This window comes from Streptomyces indicus (genome assembly GCF_900100315.1).
Taxonomy (GTDB): domain Bacteria; phylum Actinomycetota; class Actinomycetes; order Streptomycetales; family Streptomycetaceae; genus Streptomyces; species Streptomyces indicus.
Genome location: NZ_FNFF01000001.1, coordinates 1,280,134 through 1,295,532 on the forward strand (window position 1 = coordinate 1,280,134; position 15,399 = coordinate 1,295,532).

At 72.6% G+C, this 15,399-nt stretch carries 15 protein-coding genes; 8 read left to right on the plus strand and 7 right to left on the minus strand.

Going from position 1 to position 15,399, the window contains the following annotated elements; genetic code table 11:
• Window positions 1-106: 106 nt before the first annotated feature.
• Window positions 107-1,282 carry a sensor histidine kinase gene (locus tag BLT97_RS05695; protein ID WP_093607499.1) on the plus strand — a complete coding sequence of 392 codons (1,176 nt, stop codon included), beginning with the start codon at window positions 107-109 and terminating at the stop codon, window positions 1,280-1,282.
• On the plus strand, window positions 1,279-1,965 hold the full coding sequence (locus BLT97_RS05700) for a response regulator (RefSeq protein ID WP_093607500.1): 687 nt from the start codon (window positions 1,279-1,281) through the stop codon (window positions 1,963-1,965). Before BLT97_RS05695 ends, BLT97_RS05700 begins: the two co-directional genes overlap by 4 nt.
• 39 nt (window positions 1,966-2,004) lie before the next feature.
• Here the strand turns inward: BLT97_RS05700 and BLT97_RS05705 are convergent, their stop codons facing one another.
• Together BLT97_RS05705 and BLT97_RS05710 are read right to left on the minus strand one after the other, a co-directional pair.
• A complete protein-coding gene (locus BLT97_RS05705; RefSeq protein ID WP_093607501.1) occupies window positions 2,005-2,406 on the minus strand; it encodes a hypothetical protein in 402 nt (133 codons plus the stop codon).
• Between the two features lie 81 nt (window positions 2,407-2,487).
• Window positions 2,488-3,396: a DMT family transporter gene (locus BLT97_RS05710; RefSeq protein ID WP_093607502.1), complete on the minus strand. Its 909-nt coding sequence runs from the start codon at window positions 3,394-3,396 to the stop codon at window positions 2,488-2,490.
• A gap of 310 nt (window positions 3,397-3,706) precedes the next feature.
• Here BLT97_RS05710 and BLT97_RS05715 point away from each other — a divergent pair, with 310 nt between their 5' ends.
• Window positions 3,707-4,438 (plus strand): SDR family oxidoreductase, encoded by a 732-nt coding sequence (locus tag BLT97_RS05715; protein WP_093607503.1) that lies wholly within the window; start codon window positions 3,707-3,709, stop codon window positions 4,436-4,438.
• A 143-nt stretch (window positions 4,439-4,581) separates the two neighbouring features.
• Here the strand turns inward: BLT97_RS05715 and alc are convergent, their stop codons facing one another.
• Window positions 4,582-5,706 (minus strand): allantoicase, encoded by a 1,125-nt coding sequence (gene alc, locus BLT97_RS05720; protein WP_176953652.1) that lies wholly within the window; start codon window positions 5,704-5,706, stop codon window positions 4,582-4,584.
• A gap of 4 nt (window positions 5,707-5,710) precedes the next feature.
• The gene (gene allB, locus BLT97_RS05725; RefSeq protein WP_093607504.1) at window positions 5,711-7,048 is read right to left on the minus strand and encodes an allantoinase AllB; all 1,338 of its coding nucleotides are present in this window, start codon (window positions 7,046-7,048) and stop codon (window positions 5,711-5,713) included.
• 356 nt (window positions 7,049-7,404) lie between these two features.
• Between allB and BLT97_RS05730 the strand changes: the two genes are divergently transcribed.
• Window positions 7,405-8,202: an IclR family transcriptional regulator gene (locus BLT97_RS05730; RefSeq protein WP_093607505.1), complete on the plus strand. Its 798-nt coding sequence runs from the start codon at window positions 7,405-7,407 to the stop codon at window positions 8,200-8,202.
• A 200-nt stretch (window positions 8,203-8,402) separates the two neighbouring features.
• Here BLT97_RS05730 and BLT97_RS05735 read toward each other — a convergent pair whose 3' ends face one another.
• A complete protein-coding gene (locus BLT97_RS05735; protein WP_093607506.1) occupies window positions 8,403-9,479 on the minus strand; it encodes an ABC transporter permease in 1,077 nt (358 codons plus the stop codon).
• A 174-nt stretch (window positions 9,480-9,653) separates the two neighbouring features.
• On the opposite strand from BLT97_RS05735, the gene BLT97_RS05740 reads away from it, so the two are divergent.
• Window positions 9,654-10,001, plus strand: coding sequence for an ArsR/SmtB family transcription factor (locus BLT97_RS05740; RefSeq protein WP_093607507.1), 348 nt, complete (start codon window positions 9,654-9,656; stop codon window positions 9,999-10,001).
• On the plus strand, window positions 9,998-10,384 hold the full coding sequence (locus BLT97_RS05745; protein ID WP_093607508.1) for a VOC family protein: 387 nt from the start codon (window positions 9,998-10,000) through the stop codon (window positions 10,382-10,384). Before BLT97_RS05740 ends, BLT97_RS05745 begins: the two co-directional genes overlap by 4 nt.
• On the opposite strand, the gene BLT97_RS05750 is transcribed toward BLT97_RS05745, so the two are convergent.
• Together BLT97_RS05750 and BLT97_RS05755 are read right to left on the minus strand one after the other, a co-directional pair.
• Window positions 10,368-10,676 carry a DUF5955 family protein gene (locus BLT97_RS05750; RefSeq protein ID WP_093607509.1) on the minus strand — a complete coding sequence of 103 codons (309 nt, stop codon included), beginning with the start codon at window positions 10,674-10,676 and terminating at the stop codon, window positions 10,368-10,370. The two genes, BLT97_RS05745 and BLT97_RS05750, sit on opposite strands and share 17 nt — an antisense overlap.
• Window positions 10,677-10,794: 118 nt before the next feature.
• Window positions 10,795-12,783 carry a serine/threonine protein kinase gene (locus BLT97_RS05755; RefSeq protein ID WP_093607510.1) on the minus strand — a complete coding sequence of 663 codons (1,989 nt, stop codon included), beginning with the start codon at window positions 12,781-12,783 and terminating at the stop codon, window positions 10,795-10,797.
• A 95-nt stretch (window positions 12,784-12,878) separates the two neighbouring features.
• On the opposite strand from BLT97_RS05755, the gene BLT97_RS05760 reads away from it, so the two are divergent.
• Both BLT97_RS05760 and aceB read left to right on the plus strand, forming a co-directional pair.
• Window positions 12,879-13,487: a nucleotidyltransferase family protein gene (locus BLT97_RS05760; RefSeq protein WP_093607511.1), complete on the plus strand. Its 609-nt coding sequence runs from the start codon at window positions 12,879-12,881 to the stop codon at window positions 13,485-13,487.
• Between the two features lie 232 nt (window positions 13,488-13,719).
• Window positions 13,720-15,345 (plus strand): malate synthase A, encoded by a 1,626-nt coding sequence (gene aceB / locus BLT97_RS05765; RefSeq protein ID WP_093607512.1) that lies wholly within the window; start codon window positions 13,720-13,722, stop codon window positions 15,343-15,345.
• Window positions 15,346-15,399: the final 54 nt, after the last annotated feature.

Genomic DNA, 15,399 nt, shown 5'->3' on the forward strand with positions numbered 1-15,399 from the left:
CGGGCCGAAGTAGCCCACGGGCGTAAGCCCGCGGGCCGATGTCGGGCCGGGTGCGGCCTGCCTATGATCGCGGCATGAGCGCCCGTCCCGCCCCGTCCGACGCCGCATGAGCGGCGTCCCGCCGCCGCGCCCCGCGGCCGTGCGGCCCCGGCGCGCGGCGGTCGTCGAGGCGGCGGTCTGGTGCGCGGGGCTCGCCTATCCCGTGCTGCTCGCCGTCGCCGCGCTCCACGAACCCGAGCCGACCGGTGCGCGGCTGATCCCGTCCGCGCTGCTCGGGGTGCTCCTGGTGCCGCTGCTGCTGCGCCGTCCGCTGCCGGCGCTCGTGCTGCTCGTGGCCGGGTCGTTCGCGGCGACGGTGCTCGCCCCGGAGCGTTACCCGCAGGCGGCGCAGGGCTGGCAGATCGCCTATCTTCAGGCGCTGTTCACCGACGTGGCGGTGGGGTTCACCGCGGCGACGCGTGCCCGGCGCACCGGTCTCGCGGCCGCCGCGCTCGCCGGGGTCACGCAGGTCGCGGCCGTGCCGTACTACCGCTCGGGCGCCGACGTCACCGTGACCACCGTCCTCACCCTGCTGCTCGCCCTGGCCACGGCGTGGCTGGTGGGCAACTCGGTGGCCGAGCGCAGCCGGTACGCCCGTACGCTGCGCGACCAGGCCGCCGCCCAGGCCGTCACCGCGGAACGGCTGCGGATCGCACGGGAGTTGCACGACATGGTGGCCCACAGCATCGGCATCATCGCGATCCAGGCGGGGATGGGCCGCCGGGTCATCGGGACCCAGCCGCAGGAGGCGGGGAACGCGCTGGCCGCGATCGAGTCCACCAGCCGCGAGACCCTGTCCGGGCTGCGCCGGATGCTGGGGGCGCTGCGGCAGTCGGAGGGCGCCCCGCTGGATCCGGCACCGGGCCTCGCGGACTTGGACCGCCTCGTGACGGCCGCGGGGGACGCGGGCGTACGCGTGAAGCTGCGGACGACGGGCCGGCCGCGGCCGCTGCCCCCGGACCTCGAACTCGCGGCGTACCGCGTCGTCCAGGAGGCCCTCACCAATGTGGTCCGGCATGCGGGGGTGCCGGACTGCGAGGTGACCGTCGGCCACGGCGAGGCGGAGCTCTCCGTCGAGGTGACCGACGGGGGCCGCGGCGCGGCGGTGGGCGCCGAGGGGTACGGAATCGTCGGGATGCGGGAGCGGGTCGCGCTGCTGCACGGGGTGTTCGAGGCGGGGCCGCGCCCCGAGGGCGGCTTCCGGGTGGCGGCCCGGCTGCCGGTGCCGGAGGAGGAGCGATGAGCGCAGCGGGCGCCGGAGGTGCCGTGGGGCCCGTACGGGTCGTGCTCGCCGACGACCAGCCGCTGGTGCGCAGCGGGCTGCGCGTCCTGATCGCGGACGACCCCGGCATCGAGGTCGTGGGCGAGGCGGGCACGGGTGCGGAGGCGGTGCGTCTGACCGCGGAGGCGCGGCCCGACGTGGTGGTCATGGACATCCGCATGCCGGGCATGGACGGCATCGAGGCGACGGGCCGCATCACGGCCGCGCACCCGGACACGCGCGTCCTGATGCTCACGACCTTCGACGACGACGAGTACGTGTACGGCTCCCTGCGCGCCGGCGCGTCCGGATTCCTCGTCAAGGACATGGAGCTGGACGCGATCCTCGACGCGATCCGGGTCGTCGCGGGCGGGGACGGTCTGATCGCCCCGAGCGTGACGGGCCGGCTCATCGCGGAGTTCGCCGCGCGACCCGAACAGGGGCGCCCGAAGCGGGAGTTGACGGGGATCACGGGGCGCGAGCGGGAGGTCCTCACCCTGGTCGGGCGAGGCCTGACCAACGCCGAGATCGCCACGGAGCTGTTCATCAGCGTCGCCACGGCGAAGGCCCATGTGGCGCGGCTGCTCGCGAAGCTGGGGGCGCGGGACCGCGTCCAGCTGGTGATCCTCGCGTACGAGACGGGGCTGGTGTCGGCTTCGGGGTGAGGGGCGCCTCCGTCTGAGGCCTGATCCTCGCAGACGGGTTCAGGCGTCCTCGCCGGTCCGGCCGGCCCTGCCGCGGCGTTCGTCCTCCAGGCGCTGGGAGCGGGCGAGGCCCTGTTTCGCCGCCTGGTGCTCGGCCATGCGGAGCCGGGTGGCGGCGGCGGTGTACAGCGCGGCGCCGAGCACCGCGAGCGGCAGCGCCAGGGCGATCAGCAGGACGGGCAGGCCGAGAGCGGCACCGCTGTGGCACAACTCGCCCGTGTACTGGCGGTCGGCGAGGCCCGGGGCCTCGCATTCGGTGTACGGCGACTCCACCGGGATGACCAGGAGGGCTCCCGCCCAGATCCACAGCCCCGCAGCCGCGACAAGCACCGCAAGGCCCCAGCCGCGGTGCTCACGCGCCTTGGCGCGGAACTTCTGGTCGTACGCGACATCGGCATCCATAGCGTCCTCCCCGTACACGGCTCCCCCATGGGGATGCACGGCCCGGGCGACACGGTTCCCAGCGGGCTCCCAGGCACCGCGTCACGCCGCCCGCCGCCCCCACCCCGTCCCCACCAGTACGAGCGCCGCGCCCGCGAACCCGAGCGCGCCCAACTGCTCGCCGCCCAGGGCGATCCCGACCGCCGCCGCCCACAGGGGCTCGGTGCCCAGGAGCAGGCTGACGCGCGAGGGCGAGGTCCTGCGGACCGCCCACATCTGCACGAAGAACGCGAACAGGGTGCAGAACACCGACAGGAAGACCAGGCCGGCCCACTCCGCCGGGCCGAAGTCCGCGGCCGCCGACCAGGGCGTCCCGCCCGTGCCCGCGGCGGCCAGGAGGGCGAACAGGAGGACCGCCGTGCCGAGTTGGACGGTGGTCAGGGACAGGGAGTCCGCGTCCTGGACCGCCTTGATCCGGGCCATCGCGAGCACGTGCACCGTACGGGCCAGGGCGGCGAGCAGGATCAGGAGGTCGCCGAGCGAGGGCGTGGTGAAGCCGCCGCCCTGCGTGAGCAGGACGACGCCGAGCACCGAGAGGCCGGCGGCCGCCACGAACGCGGGCGAGGGCCTGCGCCGGCCCAGCGCCGCCTCCGCGAGCGGCGTGAAGATCATGGTGAGGCTGATGATCAGGCCCGCGTTCGTGGCCGACGTGTGCACGACGCCGTAGGTCTCCAGGAGGAAGATCCCGCCGAGGATCACCCCGAGCAGGGCGGCCCCGCGCCACTGCGCCCTCTCCAAGGCGCGCAGCCGGCGCCATCCGGCGAGGACGAGCACGGGCAGCACGAGCGCGAACCGCAGCACGAGCACGGCGATGACGGTGTGCGTGGTCGTGATGCCCTTGGCGGCGAGATAGCTGGCACCCCACACGACCGCCACGAGCAGCACGGGCAGATCGGTGAGCCAGGCAGGGCGGGGTGTGCGCACGGCGGGCGCGGCGGCGAGCGTTGACAAGGGCGGGTCTCCAACCGAGCGGAGGGTGTGGAGACTTCGGCGGCTCTCACCTGGGCGGAGTCACGGTAGCCGCAGGTGATCACCTCGGGTAGGGGGATCTCACGCTTCGGTCGCGGACCGGCATCGCAGCCGTCCGGGCGAGCGCATCAGCGCGCCCCGGCACCCGCCTCCGCGACCGATCTCCGCGGCCGATCTCCGTGTCCGATGCCCGCCAGCGTCCGGCCCGCGCGGCGGCTGTGATGGACGGCGTAACCAGTCGGGCCGGAGGCGCCGCGGAGAGCCGCGCCCCGGACAGTCGGGAGGAGAACCCATGAACGGCAAGGTGGCCCTGGTGACCGGCGGCAGCCGTGGGATCGGTGCGGCGATCGCCGTGGAGCTCGCGCAGGCGGGCGCCGACGTCGTGATCACGTACGTACAGGGAGAGGAGGCCGCCCGCGAGGTGGTCGCCAAGATCGAGGCGACCGGGCGGCGCGGACATGCGGTCCGGGCCGACGCGGCGGATCCCGCGGCCGCGGTGGGCGTCGTCGAGGAGACGGTGAACGCCTTCGGGCGGCTCGACATCCTCGTGAACAACGTCGGCGTCGGTGCGCTCGGCCCGCTGGAGGACTTCGCGGCCGAGACCGTGCAGCAGGTGATGGACGTCAACGTGCGGTCGGTGTTCCTGACCACGCAGGCGGCCGCGGTGCGGCTCGGCCGGGGCGGGCGGATCGTCACGATCGGCAGCTGCATGGCCCAGCGCGTGCCGGGCCCGGGCGGGACGCTGTACGCGATGAGCAAGGCCGCGCTGATCGGGCTGACCAAGGCGCTGGCCAGGGAGCTGGGCGGGCGCGGCATCACCGCGAACATCGTGCACCCGGGCCCGGTCGACACGGACATGAACCCGGCCGACGGCCCCTTCGCGGAGCCGCAGGCCGCGATGACGGCACTCGGACGGTTCGCCACGACGGCGGAGATCGCCTCCATGGTGCGCTACTTGGCGAGCGAGGAGGCCTCGTATGTGACGGGCGCGGAGCTGTCGGTGGACGGCGGGCACGCGGCCTGACGGTCACGGGGCGGTGCACCCGCGCCGGCGTGCGGGCGCGGCCGCGTTCCCCTCGTAGCGCCAAAGGGCGTGTGGGGGCATGCAGTTGAGGCGCACCGGGGCTGTCCACCCGGTGCGCCTCAAGCGTGGTCAGGAGCAGGCCGTCAGCCGCCGAGCTCCTGGTGGCGGGCCGCCAGCTTCGCCGCGCCGTCCTCGGTCAGCGAACCGAACAGGCGCAGGCGGGAGAAGCCGCCGTCGGGGTAGATGTCGATGCGGACCTGCGAGCCGACCACCGGGGCGTCGAGGACGAAGCGGTGGTTGGTGTCGGGCTGCAGGCGCGTGCGCGGCAGGAACTCCTGCCACTCGGCGTCCTCGCTCGACCGCACCGAGAGCGACGCCCAGCCGGCCGAGTTGCCCTTCAGGTACGCGGTGTCGATCTCGATCGCGCGGATCGAGGACTCGGCGACGAGCTGGTAGTTGATCCAGTCGTTGCCGTTGTCGCGGCGGCGTGCGGTCTCCCAGCCGTCGTCCATCTTGCGGGAGCGGCCCGGGTTGATGGTGTTGACGGGCGAGGAGTAGAAGCGGTTGGAGGCGTCGAGCACCTGGCCGCCGTTCTCCAGGGCGACCACGTCGAAGGAGCCGAGCGCGGCGAGCCACTTCGGGTCCGGCACGACCTCGCCGTAGACACGGAGGCGGGCGATGCCGCCGTCGGGGTGCTGGTTGACGCGCAGGTGCGTGAAGCGCTGCTCGGCCGTCACCTCGAAGCCGTTCGCGGCGTGACCGCCGACGGCCGTACGGGGAACGATCGTCGTCCACTTCACGTCGTCCGCGAGCAGCTCCTCCGGGGTGGGCGCGAGCGAGCCCTCCCAGTTGACGCCCTCGATGGAGACGGCCTGCGGCATGTTGCCGCGGAAGTGGGCGGTGTCCACGACGACGCCGCGGATGACGCCGGGGGCGCCGAGGCGGACGAGGGCCCAGTCGTGGTCCTCGGCGGTCGGCCAGGGCTGCTCGGCCGAGACACCGCGGCGGCGGCGGGTCTCCCAGCCGTCCATGACCTTGCCCTTGTGGCCGAAGTGCTCGGGGTCGAACTCGGCGGCCTCGGGGACGAGCAGGTTCTCGCGCATGGCGAAGAACTCGTCGTTGGCCGCGATGACACCGGCGCCGAGGGTGCGGTCGGCGAGGTTGGCGTAGTGGGTGAACGGGAACTCCGCGGTGCGGTAGTCGGCCCAGGGGTCGCCGCCGCCGTACGGGTTCGCGTTGCCGGTGAACGAAGCTATCTCAGACGCCACGGTGTCAGTTGTTCCTTTCGAGAAGGCGGCCGACGGGCTCGGTGAACGCGCCGTCCGCGTAGATGCGCTCGCCGCGCAGCCAGGTCGACTTGACGACACCGCTCAGGGTCTTGCCCGCGTATGCGGTGACCTTGTTGCGGTGCTGCAGCTCGGCCGCGTCGACCGTGAAGGTCTCCTCGGGCGCGAGGATCGCGAAGTCGGCGTCGCGGCCTGCCTCGATCGCGCCCTTCTGGTCGAGTCCGACCAGGGCGGAGGTGCGCGCGGACATCCAGCGCACCACGTCGTCGAGGCTGTGGCCGCGCTTCTTCGCCTCGGTCCAGATGGCCGCGAGGCTCAGCTGGAGACCGGAGATCCCGCCCCATGCGGTGGCGAAGTCGTCCGTCTTGAGATCGGCGGTGGACGGCGAGTGGTCGGTGACGATGCAGTCGATGGTGCCGTCGGCGAGGGCCTGCCACAGGAGGTCCTGGTTGGCGCCTTCGCGGATCGGCGGGCAGCACTTGAACTCGCTCGCGCCGTCGGGGACTTCCTCGGCGGTGAGCGTGAGGTAGTGCGGGCAGGTCTCGACGGTGAGCTGCACGCCCTCGGCCTTGGCGGCGGCGATGAGCGGCAGGGCGTCGGACGAGGAGAGGTGCAGGATGTGGACGCGTGCGTTCAGGCGCTTCGCGGTGTCGATCAGGCCCTTGATGGCCACGTCCTCGGAGATACGGGGACGGGTCTGCAGGTAGTCCTCGTACTTGGGACCGGACTTGTGCGGGGCGGCGTCCAGCTCGCCCGGGTCCTCGGCGTGCACGATGAGCAGGCCGCCGAAGCCGGCGATCTCGCCCATGGAGGCGGCGAGCTGCTCACCGTTCAGGTGCGGGAACTCGTCCACGCCGGACGGGGACAGGAAGCACTTGAACCCGTAGACGCCGGCGTCGTGCAGGGGCTTGAGGTCCTGGACGTTGTCCGGGAGCGCGCCGCCCCAGAAGCCGACGTCGATGTGCGCCTTGGCGGCGGCGACTTCCTGCTTCGTACGGAGGTTGTCGACCGTGGTGGTCGGCGGCAGGGAGTTGAGCGGCATGTCCACGAGGGTGGTGATGCCGCCGGCCGCGGCCGCGCGGGTGGCGGTCCAGAAGCCCTCCCACTCGGTGCGGCCCGGGTCGTTCACGTGGACGTGGGTGTCGACGATGCCGGGCAGGACGACGAGGTCCCCGAAGTCCTCGAGGCGGGCGCCCGCGGGCACCTCGGCGTCGTGGGCCGCCACCGCGACGATCTTCCCGTCGGCGACCGAGACCGATGCGGCCTTCGTCCCCTCGGGTGTGACCACCCGCGTCGAGCGCACCACCAGATCCACGTCGGACACCCTCACCCTCACTTCCGTAGCGCCTGCCGTCTCCGCTCCGCGGTCGGACTTCCACTGTGCGGAATTCAACGGTCTGTTGAACGGAGTCTCGCCCCGGGACTGCGGCCCGTCAACCCCCTCCTGCCGGGACCCGGAGCGGACCGCAGGCCAATTGGAGGTTTCCATAGAGCGGAAACTGAATTTCAGACTACAGAATGGATCATGGCACAATCAAGGGAGGGCCCGATTGTGGAAAGGCATCGCCCGGAGCCGGACAAACAGCCACCGACCGGCCCCGCTCCCACCCCACGCAGTGGCCGGCGGCCGCAGCACCGGCGATAAGCTGCTCCTTCCTGCCTGCACGAAAGGACCGCGCCGTGCCGACGTCCAGCGCCAGCACCACCGACTCCAAGGCCGCCGCAGCGAGCGGCGGTGTCCAGTCCCTCGAGCGCGCCTTCGATCTGCTCGAGCGGATGGCGGACGCGGGCGGAGAGGTCGGACTCAGCGAGCTCTCCGCCGCCAGCGGACTGCCGCTGCCCACCATCCACCGCCTGATGCGCACCCTGGTGGCCTGCGGCTACGTCCGCCAGCAGCCCAACCGTCGGTACTCGCTCGGCCCCCGCCTGATCCGCCTCGGCGAATCCGCCTCGCGGCTGCTCGGCACCTGGGCGCGGCCCTACCTCGCGCGCCTGGTCGAGGAGACCGGCGAGACCGCGAACATGGCGCTGCTCGACGGCGACGAGATCGTGTACGTGGCGCAGGTGCCGTCCAAGCACTCGATGCGCATGTTCACCGAGGTCGGCCGCCGCGTCCTGCCGCACTCGACCGGTGTGGGCAAGGCACTGCTCGCGCACACGCCGGCCGACGAGGTGCGGGCACTGCTCGCGCGCACCGGGATGCCGGCCGCGACGGAGAAGACCATCACGACGCCCGACGGTTTCCTGGACGCACTGGAAGAGGTGCGGCGTACGGGATACGCGGTGGACGACAACGAGCAGGAGATCGGGGTCCGCTGCCTGGCGGTCTCGGTGCCCAACTCCCCGACCGCGGCGGCGATTTCCATCTCGGGGCCCGCGGGGCGTGTGACGGAGGCGGCGACCGACAAGATCGTGCCGATCCTCCAGCAGGTCGCCGCGGAGCTGTCGGTGGCGCTGGCCAACACGAGCGGTTCCTGACCCCTCGGGGCAGGGTGCCGCCCCGCGGCGGTGAGGGGTTCGAGGGCCGAGGCCCTCGGGCCCCTTTCTTTTCGGGCTGCTTCCCGTATGCGAGGTCGGGCAGCGTCCCGTGTGCGAGGCCGGCCGCCCTTTCGGGCCGCGCCCGTGTGCGAGGCCGGGCTGCGCCCCCTGTACGGGACCGGCCGCCCGTCCCGCTCCGGTCAGCGCGCGCTGCCGAGCGCGGTCAGCGGGTCGACCGCGGTGATCCGGCGCACGGAGAGCGCCGCACCGAGCAACCCGAGCACGATCAGGACACCCGCGGGCAGCAGGACGGTCGGGGCGTCCAGGACGAACGGCACGTCACCTCCTTCGATGAACGCACCGGCCCCGACCGCGAGCGCCGTACCGAGCCCGCACCCCGCGGCCAGCATCACCACCGCCTGCCCGAGCGCGTCCCTGAGCAGATACGGAGTGCCGGCGCCCAGCGCCTTCAGGACCGCGATCTCGGGGCCGCGCTGGATCGTCCACACCGTGAAGAACGCCCCGATGACCAGCGCCGAGATCACGAAGAGGAAGCCGCGCATCAGCTGCAGCGAACCGTTCTCCGCCCGGTAGGAGCCGATGGCGCCCAGCGCGTCGTCGAGGCTGCGCGTGGTGGTGCCCGCGGCCGCGTCACCCGCCGCGAGGTCGGCGCCGTCGGTGCGCAGCGCGATCACGGTGGCCTGCTCGTCCACGCCCGTGCCGTCGTGCCCGATGCGCTGCCAGTCGTCGAGCGCCATCCAGACCACGGGCGTATGGCTGTACGAGGCCTCGCCCGCGACGGCGGCGACGGTCAGCTCGACCGGACCGACGCGGAGCTTCTCCCCGGGCCGCACGTCCAGCTCGTCGGCCGCCTTCGCGGCGAGCACCGCCCGCCCCGCCCCGACACCCTCCGGCGCGACACCCGAACCGGGCTCGACCCCGAAGGCCGAGACCCCGGTGCTGCGGTCGCCGGCCGCGCCGCCGAGGGTGCGGATGCCGATCGGGGTCGCCCAGCGGACGCCGGGCCGCTCCGCCCAGATGCGCCAACTCCGCTCCGCCACCGTCGAGTTGGCGAAGGACAGCGACTGGCCGCCGGTCGGCTCCGCGAAGGCGAGCCGGTCGGCGGGGAGTTCCGTGATCGCGGAGGTGTTCTCGCGCGCGAGCCCGGCCGTCAGACCCGAGAGCAGGCCGACGAGCAGCGTGATCAGCACGACCACCGCGCCCATCAGCGCGAACCGCCCTTTGGCGAATCCGATGTCTCTCCACGCGACGAACATGTCCCCCACCTTGGCGCCCGACTCCCCGGCCGGCGCTCGCCGCACCGGGCGGGTCTTTCTATCAGGCGGCCCCGCCCACCCCAACGCCACCGCCAACGCACCGCCACGGCCACCGCCCGGCGGAGCGACCGCCCCGAATCGACATGCAAGCATCGGCTTGCCTATCGTGGGGTCATGTCGGAAGATGTTTTCAAGGCGCTGGCCGACCCCACCCGTCGCACGATCCTCGACGAGCTGGTGGACCGGGACGGCCAGAGCCTGTTCGAGATCTGCTCGCGGCTGGCGATGAAGCACGGGCTCGCGCTCAGCCGCCAGGCGGTCAGCCAGCATCTGGCCGTCCTGGAGGCGGCGGGCCTCGTGGTCCCGCGGCGCGAAGGCCGCTACAAGTTCCACGACCTCGACACCCGGCCCCTCGATCAGATCGTCACGCGCTGGCTGACGCCCCGAGCGCCGCAAGCGACCCCCGCGTCCCCGGCACCCGGGACGCACCCGACCCCCGAAGCACCGGAGAGCACCCCATGAAGATCCACATCACCAGCGTCTTCGTCGACGACCAGGCCAAGGCCGAGCGGTTCTACGTCGACAAGCTCGGCTTCGTGAAGAAGCACGACATCCCGCTCGGCGAGGACCGCTGGCTCACCGTGGTGTCGCCGGAGGCGCCCGAGGGCACCGAGCTGCTGCTCGAGCCGAGCAGCCACCCGGCCGTCGGACCGTACAAGAGCGCTCTCGTCGCGGACGGGATCCCGGCCGCCCAGTTCCTCGTCGAGGACGTGCACGCCGAGTTCAAGCGGCTGCGCGAGCTGGGCGTGGAGTTCACCCAGGAGCCCGCGGAGATGGGCGACATCACCACCGCGGTCCTGGACGACACCTGCGGGAACCTGATCCAGATCATCCAGATGAACTGACCCGGTCCACGGCGTCCCGCACCGCGGCCAGGGCGGGGGCCAGGGCACTCACCGAGCCGATCGCCCCGGCCACCAGGAGCAGCGAGCGGCGCAGCCGGGCGGGCTCGGCCGCGCCGCCGGCGGCCGTCTCCTCCAGCGCCGCCAGCTCCTCCTCGGCGATCCCCCGGTCCGGGAACTCGCCCGGATGCGCGGCCAGTTCACGGCGCAGCCGGGACACGGCCGAGCGCAGCGCGCCCAGTGGATCCTCGCCGCTGTCCGTCACCGGCCGCCGCTGCCCCACGCTTCGCAACACCGTTTCATCCCCCCAGGCAGGTCCCTGCGCTTCCCGGCGGTGGTCAGCCGCCCGGCGCGAGCCGCCAGTAAACGCCACCGGGCGCACCGGGCGCCACTCCGGCCGTGTGGATTCCGGATCAGTCCGTGGGCTGGGCGTCGAGCGCGTTGCGCCACAGGGTGACGTCGATGGTGACGTAGTCGCTGGGATCGGATTGCGGAGAGCGTCCCTTGTACGTGACCAGCGCGATGTGGCCGGAGGAGGACCGGACGCAGATGCGGGAACCCTTGGTGATGCGGTCGAAGCCGATGCGGTCCGCGTACCGCGTCTCGTCGCGGCACGTCTGCAATGTCCCTTCCTGGGCATTGTTGAGCAGGATCAGCTTGTTGCCCGTGTACTCGCCCACCTCGAAGCCCCGGTCGCTGTCGGAGCCGGCGTACGCGAAGTCGGACTTGTCCTCGTCCAGGTTCTGCGGCTTGAGCTGGTCGTCGGAGAAGTACAGCTCGTATCCGAAGGGAACCTCGATGTCCTTGTAGTCCACGGGCTGCGGATCCGGCACAGCCTTGCCCCCGCCCTCCGGACTCTCGCCGGGGCTCGCCTCGCCCGACGGCTCCTGGACCGCCGGGTCCTGGGAGCCGGGGTCCTGGGAGCCGGGGTCCTGGGCCGGCTCGTTGCGTCCGTCGTCGGCCTGCTGCTCCTGCTTGCCCTTGCTGCCGTCGTCCTTGAGCAGCGCATACGACCCGGCGGCGCCGCCCGCCCCGAAGACGAGGGCCGCGATCGTCACCGCCAGCAGCGTCCGGCTCTTCCTGGGCGGCCGCGACGCCTGCGCCCCTGCGGCGGGGCTGTGCCCGTACGACACCGCCGACTGCTGCAACGGAGCTGTGCCACCGGGCGGCGTACCCCCCTGCGTCACGGGCGCCGGCTGCTGCAGAGCCGCCGTGTCGTACGGGGACGGCCCGAAGCCGGGCGGCGGGGTGGCCGGGCCCTGGGCCTGGGTCGCCGGGGCGGTCGGCGGGTGGGTCGCGGGTGCGGTGCCCTGGGGCGGCGTCGGCGCCGCGGCCGGCAGGCCCGCGGTCGGCAGCGGCGGAGCGGGCACGGCGTCCTGCGGCGCGGAAGCGGGAACGGGCGGCTGCGCGGGCTGCTGCACGGGGGCGGGCGGCGCCGCGGGCGGCTGCGGAGCCGCGGCCTGCGGCTCGGGCGGCGGGGTCTGCGCGGGCGCGGGCGCGGCGGCGCGCTGGGTGATGTCGGCCGCGACCGCCGTCGGCAGCCAGTCCTCGGGCCGGCGCAGCACGGTCTCCGCGTTGGCCGCCTGGCACAGCGCGATGACCTCCATCACGGAGGGCCGGGCCTCGGGGTCCTTGGCCAGGCAGCGGGTCACCAACTCCCGCAGGGCCTCGGGCAGTCCGGTGAGATCCGGCTCCTCGTGCACGATGCGGTAGAGGACGCCGTGCGAGGTGCCCTCGCCGAAGGCGGGCTTGCCGATCGCGGCGTACGCGGCGACCTGGCCGAGCGCGAACACGTCCGTGGCCGGGGTGCACGGCCGGCCCGCGGCCTGCTCGGGCGCCATGAACGAGGGCGTGCCGATGGTGACCCCGCTGCCGGTGAGCGAGGTGGCGTCGGCGGCGCGGGCGATACCGAAATCGATGACGCGCGGACCGTCGGCGGCGAGCAGCACGTTCGACGGCTTGAGGTCGCGGTGCACGATGCCCGCGCCATGAATGACATGGAGTGCCTCGGCGATGCCGGCGACGAGCAGCAGCACCGTCTCGACCGGGAGCTTGCCGTGCTCCACGACGGCGGCGGACAGCGCGGGTCCCGGCACGTAGGCGGTGGCGAGCCAGGGGTTGTGCCCGTCGGCGTCGCTGTCGATCACGGGCGCGGTGTACAGACCCTGCACACGCTGGGCGGACTGCACCTCCTGGCGGAAGCGCCGGCGGAACTCCGCGTCCTCGCTCAGCTCGGGCCGGATCACCTTGATCGCGACCGGCCGGCCGCCCGGCGTATAGGAGAGATAGACCTTGCCCATGCCGCCGGACCCGAGTTTGGCGCTGAGCCGGTAGCCCGCGACGGCCTTCGGGTCGTCGTCCTCCAGCGGCTTGAACACGCCTTCGCCTTCGTGCTTGTGCATCAATTCCCGTTCCCCACCGTGCACTTGACCCACCCGAGACGTCGGGAACCTTATCGGAACCGGCCGTCGCAGGGGCCATGCTGTATGCCTTTGGTATGGCACATACACGTAACAACGCCCCGGTCGCGGGCCTGCTGCTCGCGGCGGGCGGCGGACGGCGCCTGGGCGGCCGCCCGAAGGCCCTGCTCACCCACCGCGGCCGGCCCCTGGTGGAGCACGCGGTGGGCGTGCTGCGGGCGGGCGGCGTGGAGCGGGTGCACGTGGTGCTCGGCGCGCAGGCCGACGACGTACGGGAGCGGGCCTCGCTGCCCGGCTGTGTGCTCGTCGACAACCCGGACTGGGCGGACGGGATGGGTTCTTCGCTGCGGGCGGGGCTCGCCTCACTCGTGCGGACGGACGCGCGGGCGGTGCTCGTCTGCCTGGTGGACCAGCCGGGGATCGGCCCGGAGGCGGTGGCACGGGTGCTCGCCGGGTATCGCGACGGGACCTCGTTGGTGACAGCGACGTACGACGGGGTACGCGGACATCCCACGCTCTTCGGACGGGAGCACTGGGCGGGCATCACCCGCAGTGCGACCGGCGACCGAGGGGCGCGGGCCTATCTCAAGGAGCACGCGGACGGGATCACGCCGGTCGAGTGCGGGGACGTGGCGCAGCCGTACGACATCGACACCGAGGCGGATCTGGCGCACCTTGAGCCATAGGAGCCGCGGGGCGTGAACGTCCCGTGACGGCGCTGGCACTCAGCGCCATGGTCGCTCGACCCGGAGAATCTCGATATCAACAAACCATTGAACTTCCACCATGAGGAAACTACTATCCACTGGTCAGAAGCCCGCCCCGCACATCCGGCGGCCGGCGGCCCCTTGGACCCGAACAGGACCTGACGGCACTCAGTGCCGCGCACGGCTCCCCCGCTGAAGGAAGTGACAGCTCATGTCCGCACCAGCGCCGTCCCCGCTGGCCATCGTCGACGCCGAGCCCCTGCCCCGGCAGGAAGAGGTCCTCACGGATGCGGCCCTCGCCTTTGTGGCCGAGCTGCACCGCCTGTTCACGCCCCGGCGTGACGAGCTCCTCGCCCGCCGCGCCGAGCGCCGCGCCGAGATCGCCCGCACCTCCACCCTCGACTTCCTGACCGAGACCGCGCACATCCGTGCCGACGACTCGTGGCGGGTGGCCCCCGCTCCGGCTGCGCTGAACGACCGCCGCGTCGAGATCACCGGCCCGACCGACCGCAAGATGACCATCAACGCGCTGAACTCGGGCGCCAAGGTCTGGCTCGCGGACTTCGAGGACGCCTCGGCCCCGACCTGGGAGAACGTGGTCCTCGGCCAGGTCAACCTGGTGGACGCCTACACCCGCAACATCGACTTCACCGACGCGAAGTCCGGCAAGTCGTACGCCCTGAAGCCGGCCGACCAGCTCGCCACCGTCGTGATGCGCCCGCGCGGCTGGCACCTCAACGAGCGCCACCTGGTGGACGAGTCGGGCAAGCCGGTCCCCGGCGCCCTGGTCGACTTCGGCCTGTACTTCTTCCACAACGCCAAGCGCCTCATCGAGCTCGGCAAGGGACCGTACTTCTACCTGCCGAAGACCGAGTCGCACCTCGAGGCCCGGCTCTGGAACGAGATCTTCGTCTTCGCCCAGGACTACGTCGGCATCCCGCAGGGCACCGTCCGCGCCACCGTCCTCATCGAGACGATCACGGCCGCGTACGAGATGGAGGAGATCCTCTACGAGCTGCGCGACCACGCCGCCGGCCTGAACGCGGGCCGCTGGGACTACCTGTTCTCCATCGTCAAGAACTTCCGTGACGGCGGCGAGAAGTTCGTCCTGCCGGACCGCAACGCGGTGACGATGACCGCGCCGTTCATGCGCGCGTACACCGAGCTCCTCGTCCGTACGTGCCACAAGCGCGGCGCGCACGCGATCGGCGGCATGGCGGCCTTCATCCCCTCGCGCCGCGACGCCGAGGTCAACAAGGTCGCGTTCGAGAAGGTCCGCGCCGACAAGGACCGCGAGGCCGGCGACGGCTTCGACGGTTCCTGGGTCGCGCACCCCGACCTGGTGCCGATCGCCATGGAGTCCTTCGACAAGGTCCTCGGCGAGAAGCCGAACCAGAAGGACCGGCTGCGCGAGGACGTCGCGGTGGCGCCGGGCGACCTGATCGCCATCGACTCCCTTGACGCGCGTCCCACGTACGCGGGTCTGCAGAACGCCGTCCAGGTCGGCATCCGCTACATCGAGGCCTGGCTGCGCGGCCTGGGCGCCGTCGCCATCTTCAACCTGATGGAGGACGCGGCCACCGCCGAGATCTCGCGCTCGCAGATCTGGCAGTGGATCAACGCCGGTGTGGTCTTCGAGAACGGCAAGACCGCCACGGCCGAGCTGGCTCGCGAGGTCGCGGCCGAGGAGCTGGCGAACATCAAGGCCGAGATCGGCGAGGAGGCCTTCGCGGCCGGCCACTGGCAGCAGGCGCACGACCTGCTGCTCCAGGTCTCGCTGGACGCGGACTACGCGGACTTCCTGACGCTGCCGGCGTACGAGCAGCTCAAGGGCTGAGCCGCACCGCTTCCGTGCGCTTGGCCCCGGGTTCCGCCCGGGGCCAAGCGGCGT

Bases quoted from the DNA above. Each gene is read 5' to 3' on its own strand.
- BLT97_RS05695 (WP_093607499.1), top strand. From the start codon at position 107: ATGAGCGGCGTCCCGCCGCCGCGCCCCGCGGCCGTGCGGCCCCGGCGC.
- BLT97_RS05700 (WP_093607500.1), top strand. From the start codon at position 1,279: ATGAGCGCAGCGGGCGCCGGAGGTGCCGTGGGGCCCGTACGGGTCGTG.
- BLT97_RS05705 (WP_093607501.1), bottom strand. From the start codon at position 2,406: ATGGATGCCGATGTCGCGTACGACCAGAAGTTCCGCGCCAAGGCGCGT.
- BLT97_RS05715 (WP_093607503.1), top strand. From the start codon at position 3,707: ATGAACGGCAAGGTGGCCCTGGTGACCGGCGGCAGCCGTGGGATCGGT.
- BLT97_RS05735 (WP_093607506.1), bottom strand. From the start codon at position 9,479: ATGTTCGTCGCGTGGAGAGACATCGGATTCGCCAAAGGGCGGTTCGCG.
- BLT97_RS05740 (WP_093607507.1), top strand. From the start codon at position 9,654: ATGTCGGAAGATGTTTTCAAGGCGCTGGCCGACCCCACCCGTCGCACG.
- BLT97_RS05745 (WP_093607508.1), top strand. From the start codon at position 9,998: ATGAAGATCCACATCACCAGCGTCTTCGTCGACGACCAGGCCAAGGCC.
- BLT97_RS05755 (WP_093607510.1), bottom strand. From the start codon at position 12,783: ATGCACAAGCACGAAGGCGAAGGCGTGTTCAAGCCGCTGGAGGACGAC.
- BLT97_RS05760 (WP_093607511.1), top strand. From the start codon at position 12,879: ATGGCACATACACGTAACAACGCCCCGGTCGCGGGCCTGCTGCTCGCG.
- aceB (WP_093607512.1), top strand. From the start codon at position 13,720: ATGTCCGCACCAGCGCCGTCCCCGCTGGCCATCGTCGACGCCGAGCCC.